This window comes from Melittangium boletus DSM 14713, from assembly GCF_002305855.1.
Taxonomy (GTDB): Bacteria; Myxococcota; Myxococcia; order Myxococcales; family Myxococcaceae; genus Cystobacter; species Cystobacter boletus.
Genome location: NZ_CP022163.1, coordinates 3,782,749 through 3,800,357 on the forward strand (window position 1 = coordinate 3,782,749; position 17,609 = coordinate 3,800,357).

A 17,609-nucleotide genomic window follows, 5' to 3' on the forward strand; every position below is an offset into this window, starting at 1 on the left:
CCCTCCCGGTGCGGGTGCTCCCGGGAGGAGGACGGTCAGGCGTGGGCTAGGACCCTTGCCCGTTGCCATCAAGGAAGCGAGCAAGGGCACGCCAATTTCCAACCCACTGAAATAACTCATGTTTTTCTTGGAGGATGCTGGAGTTTCGCCCGCATGGATGCAACGGGCCTTGCCTCTTGTCAGAAACAGGCCTAGGTTTCTGACAGATCGTTCGGCCCTAATAGAGTGTTCTGACGGGAGGCAGCGATGGCGGCCCTGGCTGAATCCATCATGAAGAGGGCGGCGGCTCTCTCCGAAGGCACGCCCCTATTCGCGAAGGAATTCCTGCATCTGGGTAGCAGGGCCGCGGTCGATCAGGCCTTGTCACGTCTCCATCGAAGTGGCCGGCTCCTCCGACCGGAGCGGGGGGTGTACGTGCGGCCTGTCGAGACGCGATTTGGCGTGCGTCCTCCGTCCGTGTCCAAGGTCGTCGAGGCGCTTGCTTCGGCGAAAGGAAAGCACATCGCTCCGCAGGGGGCGGCTTCCGCGAACGCACTGGGGATGACGACGCAGGTTCCGGTGCGGACCGTGTACCTGACAACGGGACGCAGCCGACGACTGACGCTGGGGACGCAAGAAGTCGAACTGCGGCACGCTTCCTCCTGGCAAGTGGCTCTACCCCATCGCCCAGCGGGCCAGGTCATTCGCGCCCTCGCATGGCTTGGAAAGGAAGAAGGTCCCAAGAAGCTGTCGTCCCTCAGAGGGAAGCTGTCCGAGGGTGAACTCCAGGAACTCGCCGCGATGAGCGGACAACTCCCGACGTGGATGGCCGAGCAGATAGGCGCGCTTGTCCATGACTGAGGACTTCCTGCGGCTTTCGGCGCACGACCGTCGGGAGGCACTCGAGGTCGCAGCGGGGCAGTCCACACGGCCTTTTCATCTGCTGGAGAAGGATGTCTGGGTGGTGTGGGCATTGAACGTGATGTTCTCCGCTTCTTTTGGCGAGCATCTCGTCTTCAAGGGAGGCACCTCCCTATCCAAGGCCTTCGACGCCATCCGCCGATTCTCGGAGGATGTGGACCTCACCTACGACATCCGTGCTCTCGCGGGGGACCTGACGGGCCAGGGACCGCACCCAATCCCGTCGACGCGCAGCCAGGAAAAGAAGTGGTCGAAGGAGATCAAGGAGCGCCTCACGGCGTGGGTCGGGGATCAGGCATTCCACACGGTGGAAGCCGCCGTCCGCGCCGAACGGGTTCCCGCGAAGGTGAGCATCAATCCGAATGATGACCACGCCCTTCTGATCGAGTACGAGCCTCTGTCGGAGGTCACGCGTTATGCTTCGCCCGTGGTGCTACTGGAGTTTGGTGGCCGAGCAACGGGTGAGCCGTGTGATCCACGGCAGGTGCACTGTGACGCAGCCAAAGCCCTGCCCGATGTGATTTTCCCCACGGCAACCCCTCGCGTCATGCGCGCGGAGCGCACTTTCTGGGAGAAGGCGACGGCCATTCACGTCCTCTGTGCGGGGGGCAAACTTCGTGGGGGAGATCGCTTTTCTCGCCATTGGTACGACCTGGTCCAACTCGACAAGAAGGGGTACGTCGAGTCGGCTCTCGGGGAATTCTCCCTCGCGCAGGCCGTGGCCGAGCACAAGAGCATGTTCTTCGCGGAGAAGGCCGCTGGAGTAGCGATTGACTACTTCGAGGCCGTGAACGGAGGTCTTCGTCTTCTCCCCGAGGGAGAGCTCCTGGTGCGCCTCAAGGAGGACTACCGCAAGATGAGCGAGGACGGCCTTCTGCTCGACGCGGCCGAGCCATTCGAGACGCTCCTGGATGTTTGTCGCCAGATCGCCGCGCGTGCGAACGCGAGGGGCCCAGGGTGAGCCCTTCGTGAACCCATAGAAGTCGGTGGAGCGGGTGCTTCCGCGCGTGCCCTACCGGCAGTGGGCGATGTCCTTTCCACGACAGCCAAGAGTTCCAGGCCCCTGCCGCGCATCTCATGGGAGCGTGGCTCGGGCCGACGTGTACCCAAGGGGCCGCGCGCCCTCTCCACCGGCCGGGCGCACACCTCGGACGGCTCCCGTCCTCGGCCCTCCTCCGCCCCTTTGATCACTGAGTCATTGACAGGGGTTGACGTGTCAGCGCCCCACGACAACGTGTCAGCGCGGGGCGGGGAGCCAGCTCTCGGCTCCGTTCTCCGAGGGAAGGGACCGCGCCGGGTGGGTGGCCCACCCTGTGCAATGTCCGGGGTCACGGCGCTTCAGGACGCCGCCCACCCCAACACACTACGGAAATCCCCCATGGAAAACCTCACCACGTCCTCGTCCGAAGGCGCGCTTGATCTCAAGCGGATGAAGGACTTCATCGCCCACGAGCGCTCGGCCATTGTCCCGGCCGGAACCAACCGGTCCAACCTGGTGGCGGCGAGCTACCCCTGGGCCACCGGTGACTTCGGGATCGATCAGTACCTCAAGACGCTCAACCCCTCGCAGGCCTGCTGGGTCAATGGCGAGACGGTGTACGGCGACATCTACATCACCAGCCAGAACTGGGGCACCTACACCCGCCCGCTCTTCGCCTATCTCGAGTTCGTCGATCAGTACCCCATCCCGAATCAGGTGGATCTACAGCACCAGGTGACGCAGAAGAGCGGCCTCACCTCGAGCTTCACCACGGAGGTCAAGAGCAGCTACTCGGTGGGGGCGAAGATCGACATCGTCAACGTGGGCTCGAGCATCAGCACGGGGTTCTCGCAGACGCAGTCCTGGTCGCAGGAGCGGGACGAGTCGTGGACCACGACCCTCCATGGACCCGGGACCTTCTACATCTACCAGGTCGTGCTGGTGTACGCGCACTGCGCGACCTCCGCCGCGAACAAGTGCGGAGCCAACTTCAAGTACAAGCGCACCCAGCAGGTGAATGATTGGCGGACGGATCTCTACTACCTGTCGGCCATCCACAAGAACGACATGATCATCGTCGGGCCGCCGACCCCTCCGATCACGCCGCTCACGTGGGATCAGGTCCAGCAGTACGTCCTGATCGATCACTGGAATGACTGGAACTTCGACTACAGCGCCTACAACGATCCGTTCCGGCGGTACTGAGCCGGGGCCTGCCCCCGTGTCAATCAGCAGCTTGCCGAGCAGCTGGGTCCGCATGACAGACCCAGATGGTGGGTAAACCCCTGAAATGGAGGAGGCCCCAGACGTGGCGGACACGCAGGCCCTCCAGCAGGGTGCACACGGGCATCCCGCTCTGCACCAACATGGGGGAAGGCTTCTACGGATGTTCGGGGGGAGCCAATGGCGGAACGCCCCCCTACACCTTCTCCTGGACGTCCAACGCCTACGCCACCATCGACCACGTGGCCATCGGTCCGACGAACACGCGAATCGAAGGGAGTTGCACGCGCAGCACCATCGGCTCGCCGAACCAGGTGACATTGACCGTCCGGGATTCCGTAGGCGCCACGGCGTCAGCCCAGCGCAACTTCAAGTGCACCCCCCTCGTGCCGTAGCACGCGGCGCGCCATGTCCGCCTGCTGGAGGCTACCCTCCAGCAGGGCCGTGAACCCGAGGTATAAGCGCCCCATCACACCGTCACATCCTCAGGGGGCTCACAGCATGTCGAAGAGTATTCGTTCCGCGGCCGTAGCGTTCACCGTCTGCTTCGCGATGGCGGCGGGCGCGCAAGACACCATCCAGATTGGCAAGGACGGGAACGTCAAGGTTCACTCGGGTGGCAGCAAAGTGGACGTGCGGGGCGGCAACGTGAAGGTCGAAAGCGAGGGCACCCGCACCACGGTCGGGGTGGAACGGGACGGCGACGACGACAAAAAGGACGCCGATGACGATTCCAGTTCGGAGATCGACATCACCGGCGCGGGCCGCAAGGAGACACTCGCCTGCAATGGCACGACCGAGGTGTCGATCAGCGGCTCCTCGAACGAGCTGACGTTCACAGGAGTGTGCAAGCGCGTCGATGTGACGGGCAGCTCCAACAAGGTCACCCTGGACGCCGTGGAGCGGATCGACGTCACGGGCACGGACAATACCGTGACCTGGAAGAAGGCCGCGGGCGGACGGAAGAAGCCCAAGGTGAGTTCCACGGGCACCGACAACAAGGTGTCCCAGCGATAAACACACCACGCCTCACCACGCCCCATGAAGGCGGCGGGAATCAAACCCAAGAGCTCCAGGCCCCTGCCGCGCATCTCATGGGAGCGTGGCGAGGTTATACGCAGTCAATTCTTGATGATGAACTCCACGCGGCGGTTCTGGCTTCGACCTTCCGGCGTGTCGTTCGATGCGATGGGACGGGACGGACCGTAGCCCCGGGCCTCCAGGCGAGAGCTCTCGATGCCGCGCTGGATGAGGTAGGCCCGCACCCCATCCGCACGCTCCTGGCTCAGGGTGAGATTGAGCTGTTCCAGTCCCGAGTCGTCCGTATGGCCCTCGATGCGGAGCGAGACATCGGGCCGCGACTTCAGCAGCTCGGCGAGCTCATCCAGGATGCGCGTGCCGTCCCCCTCAATCCTGGAGAGGCCCACCTGGAAGACGATCTCCCGGCCCGCCAGGGAGAGCCGCTCCTCCTTCACCGGAGGCGAGACCGGCTCGGGACAGCCCTGCCGGCTCGGCACTCCCGGCTCGTTCGGGCACCGGTCCAGCCGGTCGACGACGCCATCGCCCTCCGAGTCCCGGTCCGGGCACCCCGCGTTCTCCGGCGAGCCCCTCTCATGAGGACAGCGGTCCGTCTTGTTGGGCACGGAGGCACCGCCCTCACGCGGAGGGCCGTGAGCCCAAGCGACCGCCACCCCCGCCCGCCATGAGGGCGTCCCCGGGATGTCGGTGAAGCCATGTCCGGCGAGCGCGCTCACCTCGAGGCCATGTCCCATGGGCAGCCGCACTCCCCCGAGCAACTCCACCGCCACGTCCGGGTGCACCAGCGACTCCGCCAGTTGCAGGGCCAGCTCGCCGCGAAGGCCCTCCCTCCGGGTGGCCACCACCAGCCCCTGCTCCAGCTCGGTGCCCACGGCGCGACCCGGCTCGACCTCGGTCGACCTCACCCGCGCGCCCACGCTGGCCCCCAGCACGAACATTCCCACCTCGCGCCCCAGCGAGACGCGGGGCGAGAACTGAAACCCGGCCCAATGCTCCTGGCGTCCGAACGCACTCGCCCGTCCCCCCGGCAGCCCCACGTCGAGCCCCACCGCGAGGGACACCGGCGCCCCTTCCTCGCGCCGGAGCAGCGCGTAGCGCCCTCCCACCTCCGGCGTCCCCAGCCCCGAGGACGAAGGGGTGGAGACCCCGACCAGCGTCTCCGCGCCATGGCCCCCCTGGAAGAGGATGACCGGCAGCCGGGCGGACACCTCCAGGCGCTCCACCGGAGACCACGCCCCCATGAGCCAGGCCGACGTCCGGTAGTGCAAGAGGGAGCGGTCGAACCCATCACTGCCTCGCAGCACCAGGATGCCGCGCTCGTAGTGGGTCAGGAGGCCGAGGCGATAGCCGCCCTGGGGAAGCAGTCGTCCGGAGTCCACCAGCAGCGAGTCCGTCGCGGCGGCGCTGAGGCGCAGGCGCTCCACGTCGAACGCCACCAGGGGGCTGGAGGGCGTCTGCCCCGAGGCGCGGGTGGTGGCCAGGGCCGCGACGAGCACACAGGTCCATGCCAGTTCACGGCGCCGGCGTCCCGCCCACACAGCAAGGACCGATAGCACGACCAGCGCCGCGTCCGTGCCGCCACCGGTGGCCTGACAGCCGCCGCCGGCAATCGACACCACCCGGGCTTGAACGGTCACGGTGAACGAGCACATCGCCTGATTGCCCGCCGCATCCTCCGCTATCGCGGTGACCGTCGTCTTCCCCGTCGGCAGGGTGCTCCCCGAGGGCCACGAGTACGTCACCGGGGGATTCGCGGTGAGGTTGTCGGTCGCGGTGGCGGGGGAATACGTCACCGGCGCCCCCGCGGGCTCCGTCGCCTCCACGACCAGATCCGCCGGGCAGGTGATTTCCGGAGGCGTCTGGTCGACCACGGCGAGCGTCACGGTGGCGACGTTGCTGTCCAGGCCGCAGTCCCGTGCCTGGAAGGTGAAGCTGTCCGGCCCCAGGTAGCCCGGCTCGGGCGTGTACGTGACGGAGGGCGGCGTGCCGCTCAGCGTCCCATGGGCGGGAGGGGTGACGATGACGAAGGTCAACGCGGGCTCCGTCTCGGCATCCGTCGCCACCAGCGACAGATTCACGGACTCGCCGTACGGAATGGAGACCGTCAGGTCCTCCGCCACCGGCTCGGTGTTCTCCGCCACCGTCACCATCCGCCCGCCGCCTCTCGCGTTGGCGAAGACGGAGAGCGTATGGGCGCCTGGCGTCGCGCTGTCGGGAATGGACACCGTCACGCCGGTGGCGGCCATCTCGGTGCCCGACAATGTCCAGAGCCGGTGCCCCTCGGCCGCCTGCAACCGCACCAGCGGGAAGCTCGTCGCGGAGTCCCTGTAGTCTCCCGTGCTGGCTCCGGAGATGCCCCGGAACAGCGTGCCGGTGATGCGCGCGGAACAGCCGCGCAGCACCACGTCGGGCCCCGTCACCACCGGACGCCAGGCCGGCTGCGCCCCGGTGTCCTCGTACAGCTCGGCGCTCGCCAGCCACGCGCCCGCGGCGCCCTGCCCCCCCAGCGCGAGCACCTCGTTCGAGGGCAGGACGACGGTGTCGAAGCGCAGCCGCTGGGCGGCGAGTCCCGACGCGGGCTTCCAGGTGTGGGTCGCGCTGTCGTACAGCTCCGCGGTGGCGAGTCCCGTCCCCCCCGGCCCCTGACCGCCCACGACCAGCAACCGGCCGGAGGGCAACAGCGCGGCCGAATGGAATGCGCGCGGGCTGGCCAGCGTCCCCGCCGGGGCCCAGGTGTTGGAGACCGGGTCATACACCTCCGCCGACGCCAGCTCCGCCGCGAGCGAGGTCCCCGCCGCCGCCAGCACCCGGCCCGACGGCAGCAGCGTCAGGGTGAAGGAGGCCCGTGCCTGCGAGAGACCCGCGGCGGGGGCCCACGTGTTGGAGGCCGGGTCATACAGCTCCGCCGAGGCCAGCGCCGCGCCTCCGTTCTCGCCACCCGCGACCAGGACCCGGCCGTCGTGCAGCAGCACGGCCGCATGACGCGAGCGGGGCGTGGCGGCCGAACCGGCGGAGCTCCACGCGTTGGCGGCCGGGTCATACAGCTCCGCCGCCCCCGTGCTCGCGCCGCCCACCACGAGCACCCGGCCCGAGCCCAGCACCGTCGCGGTGTGCCCCTCCCTGGCGGCCATCATCGAGCCCGCGGGCGTCCAGGCATCGGCCACGGGGTCGTACCGCTCCGCCGAGGCCAGCGGCCCCCCTCCATTCCCACCCCCGGCGGCGAGCACCTGGCCGGACGGCAACAGGCTCAGCGTGGCGCGCTCGCGCGCGGTGGCCAGGGAGGCGGCGGGAGCCCAGGTGTTGCTCGCGCGCGTGTAGCGCTCCGCCGTCCCGAGTACGCCACTCGCGCCCCGGCCCCCCGCGGCCAGCACCTGTCCCGACGGCAGCAGCACGGCGGCGGAGCCCCGGCCTTGCACCAGATTGCCGGCCGGAGCCCAGCGGTCGCTGGAGGCGTCGTAGAGCTCCACGTCCGAATAGAAGGTCAGGCTCGGGTTCGAGCTGAAGCCTCCCAGGATCAGCACCTGACCGGTCGTCAGCAGGGTGGCGGTGGCATTCTCGCGAGCCACCGCCATCGTCCCGGCGGCGGCCCAGGTTCCCGTCGCCGGGTCATACAGCTCCGACACGGCCTGCGCGTTGCGCGCCCCGTCCGAGCCCCCCTGGACCAGGACCTTGCCATTGGGCAGCAGGGTGGCCGTGTGCCCGTTGCGCGGATGGAGGAGCGCGCCGGTGGCGGTCCACGTGTTGGCCACCGGGTCATAGAGTTCCGCGTGGGGGGTGATCCCCGCGCTCGTGAATCCTCCCGCGAGGAGGATCCGGCCATCGGGGAGCAGCGTCGCGCTCGCATAGTGCCGGGGAATCAGGGGAGGCGCCGCCAGCGACCAGGTCCCGGCCGCGGGGTCATAGAGTTCCGCGACAGGCACCTCGCCCAGGGTGTTGAAGCCGCTGGCCACCAGCACCCGGCCGTCCCTCAGCAAGGTGGCGGTGTGCGCCCGGCGGACGACGGACATGGAGCCGGTGGCGGTGAAGGTGTTCGTCGCGGCGTCGTAGAGCTCCGCCGTGTTCAGGTTGGAGCCTCCCGCGACGAGCACCTGCCCCGAGGACAGGAGGGTGACGGTGGACAGGCTGCGCGACGCGGACATCGCCCCCGTGGCGGACCAGGTGTTCGTCGCGGCTTCATGGATGCGTGCCGACGTGCCGCCGTCCGTCATGATGAACGCCTTCCCGGTGGGAAGCAGGACGCCCGACGTGACGTTGCCCTGGATGCCAGGATTGCCGGCGGAGGCCCAGGTGCCAGTCTCCGGGTCGAAGCGCTCGGCGGACGTCACGAACCCGCTCCGGTTGACGCCGCCCGCCACCAGGACACCACCGCCGGGCAGGAGCAGCGAGGCGTGCTGCGCTCTCGGGCTCGCCAGGCTGGCCGTCGACGACCAGCCCGGGTCCACCACCAACGGCGCGGTGAGCCCCGCGAGGGAGACCTCGGTGACGAGGCCCACGCGGGCCCCCTCGGCCTCGAACTCGTTGGCGCGCGAGGCCTCGCGCACGCCTGACAGGCTCACGCTTCCACGGCGGGACTGGCCGTGCGCGTCGCGCACCTCGGAGGGATGGAAGCGCAGGACGGGCTGTCCCCGCGCGTCGAGGAACTCCACGTACTCACCGGCGTCAGTGAGCGCACGGGCCTGCTCGGCGGAAGCAGGCGCGAGGGGGACTCCGGGGGACGCCGTCACGTCGGCGGCGAGTTCGGGGAAGTAGGCCCGCGCCAGGGAGAGCGCCTCCGCCGAGGAAGTCAGGGGGACCGTCCGCTCGCAGGAGAGGGTGAAGACACCGCAGAGCACCACGAAGAGGAGACGTCCCGAGACCCAATCTGGCTGCATTCACCCTCCAGGCCCATGCATGCGCCATGGGCTGACGTACCGGGACATGGCGTGTACCACGCTCCGACCGACCCGGCATACGCACCGCACGCCAACACGCCCTTGAAAGGGGTGCCGCGCATATCTCGTGAGAGCCATACGATCGCTCCCCACGAAAGCGTACCTCTGCTTCACCTACTAGAGAACCGCCTTGCATAAACCCGCTTGGAAGAACCTGATGCTCATCGGTGACCTCAGACGGGAACGTGGTGCTCTACAACCAGCGGGGGAGATCTGGAGCACGGGCACCTGGGGCAAGGTCACCTCGACCTTCATCATGCAGACGGATGTAAACCTCGTGCTGTATCCGAGCTCGATGAGCGCGCTCTGGAATACGGCCACCGGGAACAAGGCGGGTGCCTCCCTGTGGCTGCAGCAGGATTGCAACCTCGTGGTGTACAGCGCTGGCGGCACGCCGCTGTAGACGAGCTACACGACCTGCCGGTAGTTCGTGAGCAATGAATTTGGTCCGATAAGAACCGACTTGGTCCCCCAAAGCGATCCGCGCCGCCTCGTTAGGAGTGGGTTCGACTCAAGGCGGCGGGCAACCTCTATTTGGAGGCAGCGGGGATAGAACCCGCAGATTCGGCTCACTTCACCTCGGGCATGCTCCATTGCCTTCTTCAAGGGTCGGGCTCCCAGGTACTTCTGTCCGGTCTTCTTGTAGACCGGTAGCCCCAGTTCGTACCCGAGAAAGCAGCAATGTTCCTTCCGCGGCTCGTCTTCGTCTCGTTGAGCGTCAGCTTCATCCCATCTGATGTAGATGTTCGCCAGCAGCGGAGAGATGACTCCCCCTGCGAATCCTTTGACACCTTCACCGGCCCTTGGTGCGCGCGCGGTACGGCCCACACGCCTTGGGCGTCACGTCCCAGTCGCGGCAGAACTCCACCCAGGCAGGGTGGAAGCGCACGCTCCCCGCCTGCCTGTCGTGCTCCTGCACGAGTGGTCGGGCATTGTCCCCGAGCACCTCCAGCACCACGCCTCTGAAGTGCACGAAGGCCGCGGCCACGCCCTCGCGCCAATCGTCTCCTCACTGATTGAGGAAGGCGCGCACGAACAGCCGCTGCGAGAAGCTCAGCACCACCACCAGCAGAAACACCTTCACCAGCTGCCCGCCCAGCCGTACCTTCTTCTCGCCGAAGTCCACCTGCATCTGCTCTACCCTGGCTTCGTCTCGAAGCGCACTGTGGCCACCTGCGCCACGTGCACCTGCCGCCTCCTGTCCTCCACCGCTCGCTGCACGGTGCGTACGCTGGCCTCCACGCCCTCTTGCGCCAGCAGCGCCTTGACGACGACGGCGTTGCCCTCCGCCGCTCCGTCCCACAACTCCACCGCGCGCTGCTGCTCGGCCTCGGTGAGCCACCGCGCCTTGGGCCGCACCTGCTTGTCCGCCGCTCGGCCCGCGCGCAGGCAGCGCCGCACCGTGTTGCGCGCCACGCCCACCTCGCGCCCTATCCGCTTGTGGCCCCATCCCGCCTCCGCCAGCACGCGGATGCGTCGCACCACTTCCTGCTCCACCATCGACACCTCCGCCGCGCGGGGTGCCACAACTTCCGCCGTCTCTCCCATCGAGCTTGCCTCCTTGGAGTGGAGGCCCCGGGAGGGGGTCAATTTTGCTGTCGCGCTCCCCCCCTCGTGGCCGAGGCTTCTCTGGAGAAGCGGGATATGACGGCGTGCCCGAGCCTGCTCAGGCAGAGGCCCTCAATAAGACCTCGTGCAGGGGAAGACATCCGGGACAGCAGGAGCCAAGCTGTTCCTCGGACGGGCCGCGAGAAGAAAGAATGGTGTCCAAAAATGGGCTCTGTCAGGGAAATACCGTAGAGTGAGGAAAATCCATGGCTACTGCCGAGCAAGTCAAAGCCCTCATCGAGAGCCATACGAAGGGAGACGAGCCTCGTTTCCTGGCGGTTGCCATGCAGGTCGCTGCCCTTGAAGCCCGGCAGGGCCACGTCCGGCTGGCTGGCGAGCTTCGCGAGATCATCGACCGAGCCAAGGAGGATGGGGTCAAACGGCCTGTCCCCCTCGCGCAGCCTCGGGGTGAACTAGGTGGGCTCCTTGCCGCGTCGTACCCGAAGGCGACCCTGAACGAACTCGTAGTCGAGCCCGAGCTTCGGCGCCGTATCGACAGGCTTCTTCACGAACAGCGTCAGGCGGAGCAGCTCCGGTCTCATGGACTGGGCCCGCGCCATCGAGTGCTGCTCGTCGGCCCGCCGGGCACGGGCAAAACATTGTGTGCGACCGTCATCGCGGGCGAGCTCCACCTGCCTCTCTTCAAGGTCGTGTTCGAGTCCCTGGTGACGAAGTTCCTGGGCGAGACGGCCGCGAAGTTGAAGCTCGTCTTCGACGCGATACGGGCAACCCGAGGCGTCTACCTCTTCGATGAGTTCGACGCGATTGGCGGGCAGCGCACGGCCGGGAACGATGTTGGTGAAATCCGGCGGGTGGTGAATTCGTTCCTGCAACTCCTTGAGCAGGATGATTCGAACAGCATCGTTCTCGCCGCGACCAATCACCCCCAGATGCTGGATCGTGCCCTCTTCCGTCGCTTCGACGACGTCATCGAGTTCTCACTGCCTTCCCAGGCCCAAGCAGAGGACACGATGCGAAATCGACTCGCCCCCTTCGACACGGGCCGCCTAAAGTGGACCCGGATTCGCCCCGCAGCTCGTGGGCTGAGCCATGCGCTGCTTGCGCGGGCGTGTGATGATGCGGCGAAGCAGGCCGTTCTCGCTGGAACGCGAGAGGTTTCGACCGAGGCGCTCATCGAGGCGCTCCGTGAACAGCGGGAATTCGCCGCGATGAAGTAGAGCAAGTACGCGGGGGGCTGATGGCAGAAGAGAAACCGGAAAAGTTGCGGCACCTGCTCGTTCAGGGAACTGGTACATCCTACAACTACGTTTCGACGCTTTCCGTGCCGCACTCGCGGACTACTCCAACAAGAGACCGTGCTGCTCACGGTCAGCGATTGCTCAGGGAATACGGAGCCGCTTTCAAGACCGGCATTATGGCTCGTGGTGGCGGAGCCGATATTCCGGGGGTCTCGCTCACCGTGCGCAGCGAGCCCGGGTCCGAGCTTCCCATCGAGTCACTCGACAGCCGACGTCCTGATGGTCCACGTGTCCTGGCCGTGAGAGAGGTCGAGGGCGCGACAGTCGCTCAGGTCTTCGTGCCTCAAGGCGGCTTTCAGCTCATCGAAGAGAAGCTGCAGGACTATCTTCGTAAGGACACCCCTAAAGGTAAGCCCGCCAACGAGGCCCTCATCGCTTCGATCGCCTCGTTTCAGCTCGCGGCTCTTGAGGAACTCTGGACCGACCCGGAACTCCCGTTCCCCGCCCCCTCTCAGCCCATGGCTTGGGAGGCTTGGCTCCGCGACTCTTCCGAGGAACTGCTCTCCTCCTTCCTCTCGCTGTGCAGGCAACATGGGCTGGTCACCGGACAGCGCTCGCTTGAGTTCCCTGACCGGCGAGTCGTGCTCGTATCGGGTACGGCAAACCAGCTCTCATCTTTCGCCATCCTGGATACGCTCGCCGAACTCAGGCCAGCGCGTACGCCACCAACGGAGTTCGTGGAGATGCCGTCGCGCGAGCAAGGCGAGTGGAGCCGGGAACTGATGTCCCGCCTTGTTCTTCCCGCAGCAGATGCGCCAGTGGTATGCGTGCTCGACACGGGAGTGAGCAACAATCATCCGCTCCTCGCTCCTCTTCTCCCCGCCGCGAACATGTTCGCTTATCAAAGGAACTGGGGCCTTGCCGATCACGACGGCCACGGCACCGAAATGGCAGGCCTCGCGGGGTATGGAGACCTGATTGACGCGCTTGAGTCGAAGATGCGTGTTGCTCTCGAGGTAGGTCTCGAGTCGGTGAAGATCCTTCCGCCACCACCAGCTACGAATGCTCCCGAGCTTTACGGTGCGATCACCGCCGATGCGGCCGGTCAGGTCGAGGTTGCTGCTCCAAAGCGTCTCCGCGTGTTCTCGATGTCGGTTTCAACGAGTAACGGCCGGAGCGCAGGCCGCCCCTCTTCGTGGTCGGCGGAGATTGATCGACTCGCCGCAGGTGTGGATGACGGACGGCAGCGGCTCTACTGCATCTGCGCAGGCAACGCTGACCCGAACTGGTATCCGCACTACCCGGAAGGAGCCATGACGGGGAAGCCGCTTGATCCCGCTCAGGCGTGGAACGCGCTGACCATCGGCGCTTACACAGAGAGAGACATTATTGCAGAACCCTCGCTTTCTGGGTGGCTGCCGATTGCTCCACACGGTGACATCTCTCCCACGAGCACTTCGTCCATCACCTTCGAAAGAGGGTGGCCGAACAAGCCCGACCTTGTCCTTGAGGGAGGAAACGTCGCGCTGAGCCCCGGAGGCATTCTTCCGCCAGACGCCTCGATTCCCAGCCTTTCGCTGCTCACGACCGACCGGATGATTCGAGGTCGTTTGTTCACGTATACCAACGCCACGAGCGCGGCGACTGCGCAGGCCTCCCGAATGGCAGCCCACCTCTGGGCCGAGTACCCCACGCTCAGGCCCGAAACGATTCGGGCCCTCCTTGTCCACTCCGCCCGGTGGACGCCCGCGATGGTGAGCCGGACCCCCAACAAAAACAATCGTGTTCGGCTCTATGGCTACGGAGTACCGAGCCTCGCGCGAGCCCGGTGGAGTGCACGCGATGCGCTGACGCTCGTGGTCGAAGATGAGCTTCGCCCTTTTAAAGTGGGCAAGTCGCCGGCGCAGATGCGCCTTCATAAGTTCCCATGGCCGGTCGAGGAACTTCAGCGCCTTGGCGCCGCCGACGTCCGGCTTCGGGTGACGCTCTCCTATTTCATCGAGCCGAATCCGGCGCAACGCGGTTGGATGGGGCGGTTCCGCTACCAATCGCACGGACTCCGGTTCTCGGTGCGTCGTCCTACTGAGAATGACTCCGCGTTTCGCGCGAGGCTCAGCAAGGCGATGCAGGACGACGGCTACACGGGTAGTACAGGAACAGACCCCGGCTGGGAACTCGGAGGAAACCGGCGCAATCGTGGCTCCATCCATTCGGATGTGTGGCACGGGTCTGCGGCGGATCTTGCCTCGCGTCAGGTCCTGGCCGTCTTCCCGGTCGGAGGGTGGAAGGCGGACGCCCGCAGGGTCGAGAAGCCCACGTCCGTCCAGTTCTCACTCGTCGTCTCGATAGAAACGGACGAGACAGAGGTCGATCTCTACACGCCGGTGGCAACCGAGTTGGGCGTGCCGGTCGCTGTTGAGAGCTGATGGAGCGCATCCATGTACCGAACCACCAGCGCATCGGCGAGGCGGTCAATCCATTGGGCAGCAGGGTGGCCGTGTGCCCGTTGCGCGGATGGAGGAGCGCGCCGGTGGCGGTCCACGTGTTGGCCACTGGGTCATAGAGTTCCGCGTGGGTGGTGCTCCCCGCGCCCGTGAAGCCTCCCGCGAGGAGGATACGGCCATCGGAGAGCAGCGTCGCGCTCGCATAGCCTGGAAGGTCAGCCCGTGCGTCGTCAGCGTGAGCAAGCCTCTCCCAGTGAGCTGGGCGGTGAGCGCACGGGCCTGCTCGGCGGAAGCGGGCGCGAGGGGGACTCCGGGGGACGCCGTCACGTCGGCGGCGAGTTCGGGGAAGTAGGCCCGCGCCAGGGAGAGCGCCTCCGCCGAGGAGGTCAGGGGGACCGTCTGCTCGCAGGAGAGGGGCGTGATCGCGTGGCGGCTCCCCCAAGCAGAAGACCGAGCTGCGAAGCCAGAGCGAGAGCACCCAGCAGTTCACCGTGGCCGTCACCGGCGCGACGCTCGATGGCATCAGGACATGAAGAGGCTGGATGCGTCGCTCAAGACGGATTTCGAGTGATTCAGCCGTCGTCCGTGAACAGCCCACCGTGGCCTCGCTCCCGGGCCTGCGCGATCAGCCATCCCTCCAGATCATGGATGTCGTCGTAGGCGACGAGCGCCTCGTCCCGAGGAATGCCCACGCCCTGGCACACCCAGATCGACTGCGGCAGCCCCCTCGCGAGGCTGGGATTCCAAACCGTGAAGCCGGAGTAACCCCCTCCCCCGTCCTGGAATGCCCCGTCACGTCGAGGAAGGCCGTGCAGGCGCCGCTCGAGTTCCTGGACCTCCTCGGCGGAGAGCGGCCCAGGTGTGGTTGGGAAGGCCGCTGAAGACTCGGAGTTCAACTCTCACGGGAGGCCCCCCCGCCGTTGGGTTCACACATCTTGTCGTGAGCAACAACGCCTCCAGCGGCACGAGCCAGGGGCGCCCTGTGACGTGGGCTCTCATGAAGCCAGGATACCCGCATGCCGGTGGGCGAGAACCAGATGACCGGCGCCACGTTCTCGTGCGCACCTCACGTCCGAAAGCACTCGGCCTCACGGCCCGGGAGGACGCGTCCTGGCATTGACGCGCTCCAGGTGCTGCTGGAAAGCGGGGCGTGTGGGGTCGAGTACGATGGCTCGCGCATAGCTGTCGCGCGCCGCGTCCCATTGACCCGTGGCCTCTAGAGCTTCGCCCAGGCTGTCCCAGGCGTTGCTCGATTGGGCATACCACTCGGCATTGCGCCGCAAGGCGGCGAGCGCGGCGCGCGTGTGGCCTTGCTCCAGCAACTGGTAGCCCACGCCGTTGAGCATGTCCTCGGCGGGGTGGAGCTCCATGCCGAACCGTCGGGACAAGCGCGCATAGTTCGCCTCAATCTTCGCCAGCGTCCCGGGGGTCGCCGGGTACTCGGGCACGATCCACCCCTCGAAGAGCGACTCCAGGCCATCGGAGAGGGTGCGGTGGGGGGTGCTGACGTGGTGCTCCTTCCTCAGAAAAGCGTAGTGCCACCGCAACCCCGGGGGGCGCGTGCGCGCGAGTGTGCGCGCGAGTCCCTGAATGGGCGCGAGCATGGCGGGCCCTTCGTTGCCCATGCTCAGGTAGAGGAAACGCTCCGGCGAGGGCAACCGCCCGAGGGCCCTGGCCGCGTCTCGCACCCACTGGCCCTCGTTCCACCACAGGCTCGGACTGCTGAGGATGAGGGCCTGGAAGAGGTGGGGCCGTGACACCCAGGTATGCAGGCCGAACAGACCGCCATACGAGTGGCCCACGAGGATCCGGTACGGCAGCGTGCGGTAGCGCGACTCGATCTGGGGCCGCAATTCCTCCTCCAGGAATCGCAGGAACCGATCCGCGCCGCCCGCCAAGGGCATGACCTGGGCGACACGGAGGGAGGGGGCGTTGGGCAACCGGGCATCCCCCCGCACGGGCGGGGTGAGATCCCGCCCCCGCTCCGTATTCGAGATACCCACCACGATCAGCGGGGGGATGAACCCGCCCCGCGCCAGGAAGTCCACGAGCCCCGTGGCGTGGTGGAAGTGCTCATCGCCATCCAACAGGTACAGGACGGGATGACGCTCTGACGAGGTCTCGTAGCCGGGCGGCAGATGGACGAAATAGGACCGGTCCTCTCCGAGCGTGTCCGAGCGCAGGGTGAATCGTGTCCCGAGGAGGATGGGCTGCCCCTGTTCGATGGGGGCCGCGGGTAACGCCTCCAGCGGGAGCAGCATGGCGAGCAATTGCCGTGGGGACAACGCCTCCTCGCCCGTATCGCCCCGAAGCCACGAGGTGTCCGCCATCCCGGGACGGCGCGAGGCTCGGGCCCTTCTCGGCCATTTCGCGTGGGCGTTGTTCAGAAGGCCACGAGCGCGAGTTTCGGGTGTCGCCCTCCACGCAACACGGGACCTCCGGCTCTGGGCGGAAACGCGGCGCCTTCGAGGAAGACCCGAGTTGCTGGGAGGTCGGCATGAGGTCTGCATTGAGGCTCAGCATCCGCCGGCTCGCTGCCTCCGGCGGGTTGTCTGTCCATTCCTCGGAACCCACACCTGGAAGGAAGAACCCCATGCTCAACCTCCGCCGCTCCGTGACCCTGCTCGCCGTCCTGTTCGCCGGTGCCGCCTCCGCCCAGATCAAGTCGGCCAACCCCATGAACTACGTGGGTGAGCAGCACAACGCCTACCTGGCGTGCCTGCAGAAGGTGAACGCGGATGGGAAGAGCAATCCGCTCGAGGCCCTGGTGGACCAGTGCGGCTTCAAGCCGGAGCAGCCGGCCGACGAGTTCATCCAGGAGTACACGGAGCTCATGCCGGAGAACCTGCTGGCTCCGCTCAGCCAGATGCTCGCGCCGCACCGCAAGGCGTTCAACGACAGGCAGTACTCCGTCGCGCTGGAGGTCGAGCGCGTCCTGTCGACCCAGTCGCCCGAGCAGGCGTCCAGGTCGCTGGCGGACCTGGAGAACAAGGCGGTGCTGTCGCTGGGCCGCGAGACGGCGGACCTGGCGGTGCTCTCGGGCGTGGCCACGGCTCGCCACTCGCTGATCTTCTGGACGCAGAGCCCCCCCCAGGCGAGGGCCAAGTGGTGGCAGGTGGTGCTGGCGGATGTGGCCGGCGGCATCGTCGGCGGCGTCTTCGGCGGCGGCGTGGGCGCCGTGGGTCTCGGCACGGCCTGCTCCGGCGCCGTCGCGAAGCTGGAGTAGCCCAGGGGGCCGCAGCCCGACTCGCAGCCCATGCAGTGACTGCATGGGCTCAACACCCCG

At 66.9% G+C, this 17,609-nt stretch carries 11 protein-coding genes and 2 pseudogenes; 9 read left to right on the forward strand and 4 right to left on the reverse strand.

Translation table 11 applies throughout. The features are described from left to right. The first annotated feature begins 246 nt into the window (after window positions 1–246). The 5 genes from MEBOL_RS16000 to MEBOL_RS16020 all read left to right on the forward strand — a co-directional run bounded on the left by MEBOL_RS16000 (window position 247) and on the right by MEBOL_RS16020 (window position 4,120). Window positions 247–840 carry a DUF6088 family protein gene (locus MEBOL_RS16000; protein ID WP_095978253.1) on the forward strand — a complete coding sequence of 198 codons (594 nt, stop codon included), beginning with the start codon at window positions 247–249 and terminating at the stop codon, window positions 838–840. Continuing rightward, window positions 833–1,861 carry a nucleotidyl transferase AbiEii/AbiGii toxin family protein gene (locus MEBOL_RS16005; protein ID WP_095978254.1) on the forward strand — a complete coding sequence of 343 codons (1,029 nt, stop codon included), beginning with the start codon at window positions 833–835 and terminating at the stop codon, window positions 1,859–1,861. The genes MEBOL_RS16000 and MEBOL_RS16005 overlap by 8 nt, the downstream gene beginning before the upstream one ends. Before the next feature lie 417 nt (window positions 1,862–2,278). After that, complete coding sequence (locus MEBOL_RS16010; RefSeq protein ID WP_157775020.1) at window positions 2,279–3,085, forward strand: monalysin family beta-barrel pore-forming toxin; 807 nt, start codon at window positions 2,279–2,281, stop codon at window positions 3,083–3,085. A 131-nt stretch (window positions 3,086–3,216) separates the two neighbouring features. After that, complete coding sequence (locus MEBOL_RS16015) at window positions 3,217–3,498, forward strand: hypothetical protein (RefSeq protein ID WP_245919805.1); 282 nt, start codon at window positions 3,217–3,219, stop codon at window positions 3,496–3,498. A 106-nt stretch (window positions 3,499–3,604) separates the two neighbouring features. Continuing rightward, the gene (locus MEBOL_RS16020) at window positions 3,605–4,120 is read left to right on the forward strand and encodes a DUF3060 domain-containing protein (protein WP_095978256.1); all 516 of its coding nucleotides are present in this window, start codon (window positions 3,605–3,607) and stop codon (window positions 4,118–4,120) included. A gap of 104 nt (window positions 4,121–4,224) precedes the next feature. Here MEBOL_RS16020 and MEBOL_RS43645 read toward each other — a convergent pair whose 3' ends face one another. Further along, complete coding sequence (locus tag MEBOL_RS43645; RefSeq protein ID WP_095978257.1) at window positions 4,225–9,012, reverse strand: OmpA family protein; 4,788 nt, start codon at window positions 9,010–9,012, stop codon at window positions 4,225–4,227. A gap of 190 nt (window positions 9,013–9,202) precedes the next feature. Between MEBOL_RS43645 and MEBOL_RS16030 the strand changes: the two genes are divergently transcribed. Then, complete coding sequence (locus MEBOL_RS16030; protein ID WP_157775022.1) at window positions 9,203–9,475, forward strand: hypothetical protein; 273 nt, start codon at window positions 9,203–9,205, stop codon at window positions 9,473–9,475. 393 nt (window positions 9,476–9,868) lie between these two features. On the opposite strand, the pseudogene MEBOL_RS42850 reads toward MEBOL_RS16030, so the two are convergent. After that, window positions 9,869–10,572: pseudogene (locus tag MEBOL_RS42850) on the reverse strand (DDE-type integrase/transposase/recombinase); the annotation flags it as partial. A gap of 314 nt (window positions 10,573–10,886) precedes the next feature. On the opposite strand from MEBOL_RS42850, the gene MEBOL_RS16040 reads away from it, so the two are divergent. Together MEBOL_RS16040 and MEBOL_RS42855 are read left to right on the forward strand one after the other, a co-directional pair. Further along, window positions 10,887–11,858: an AAA family ATPase gene (locus tag MEBOL_RS16040; RefSeq protein WP_095978259.1), complete on the forward strand. Its 972-nt coding sequence runs from the start codon at window positions 10,887–10,889 to the stop codon at window positions 11,856–11,858. Between the two features lie 20 nt (window positions 11,859–11,878). Further along, complete coding sequence (locus MEBOL_RS42855) at window positions 11,879–14,305, forward strand: S8 family peptidase (RefSeq protein WP_095978260.1); 2,427 nt, start codon at window positions 11,879–11,881, stop codon at window positions 14,303–14,305. 121 nt (window positions 14,306–14,426) lie between these two features. On the opposite strand, the pseudogene MEBOL_RS42860 reads toward MEBOL_RS42855, so the two are convergent. Together MEBOL_RS42860 and MEBOL_RS16055 are read right to left on the reverse strand one after the other, a co-directional pair. Then, a pseudogene (locus tag MEBOL_RS42860) lies at window positions 14,427–14,846 on the reverse strand (hypothetical protein); the annotation flags it as partial. A gap of 565 nt (window positions 14,847–15,411) precedes the next feature. Further along, complete coding sequence (locus MEBOL_RS16055) at window positions 15,412–16,653, reverse strand: alpha/beta hydrolase-fold protein (RefSeq protein ID WP_170115522.1); 1,242 nt, start codon at window positions 16,651–16,653, stop codon at window positions 15,412–15,414. Between the two features lie 263 nt (window positions 16,654–16,916). Between MEBOL_RS16055 and MEBOL_RS16060 the strand changes: the two genes are divergently transcribed. Beyond that, on the forward strand, window positions 16,917–17,549 hold the full coding sequence (locus MEBOL_RS16060; RefSeq protein WP_095978262.1) for a hypothetical protein: 633 nt from the start codon (window positions 16,917–16,919) through the stop codon (window positions 17,547–17,549). Window positions 17,550–17,609 lie beyond the last annotated feature (60 nt).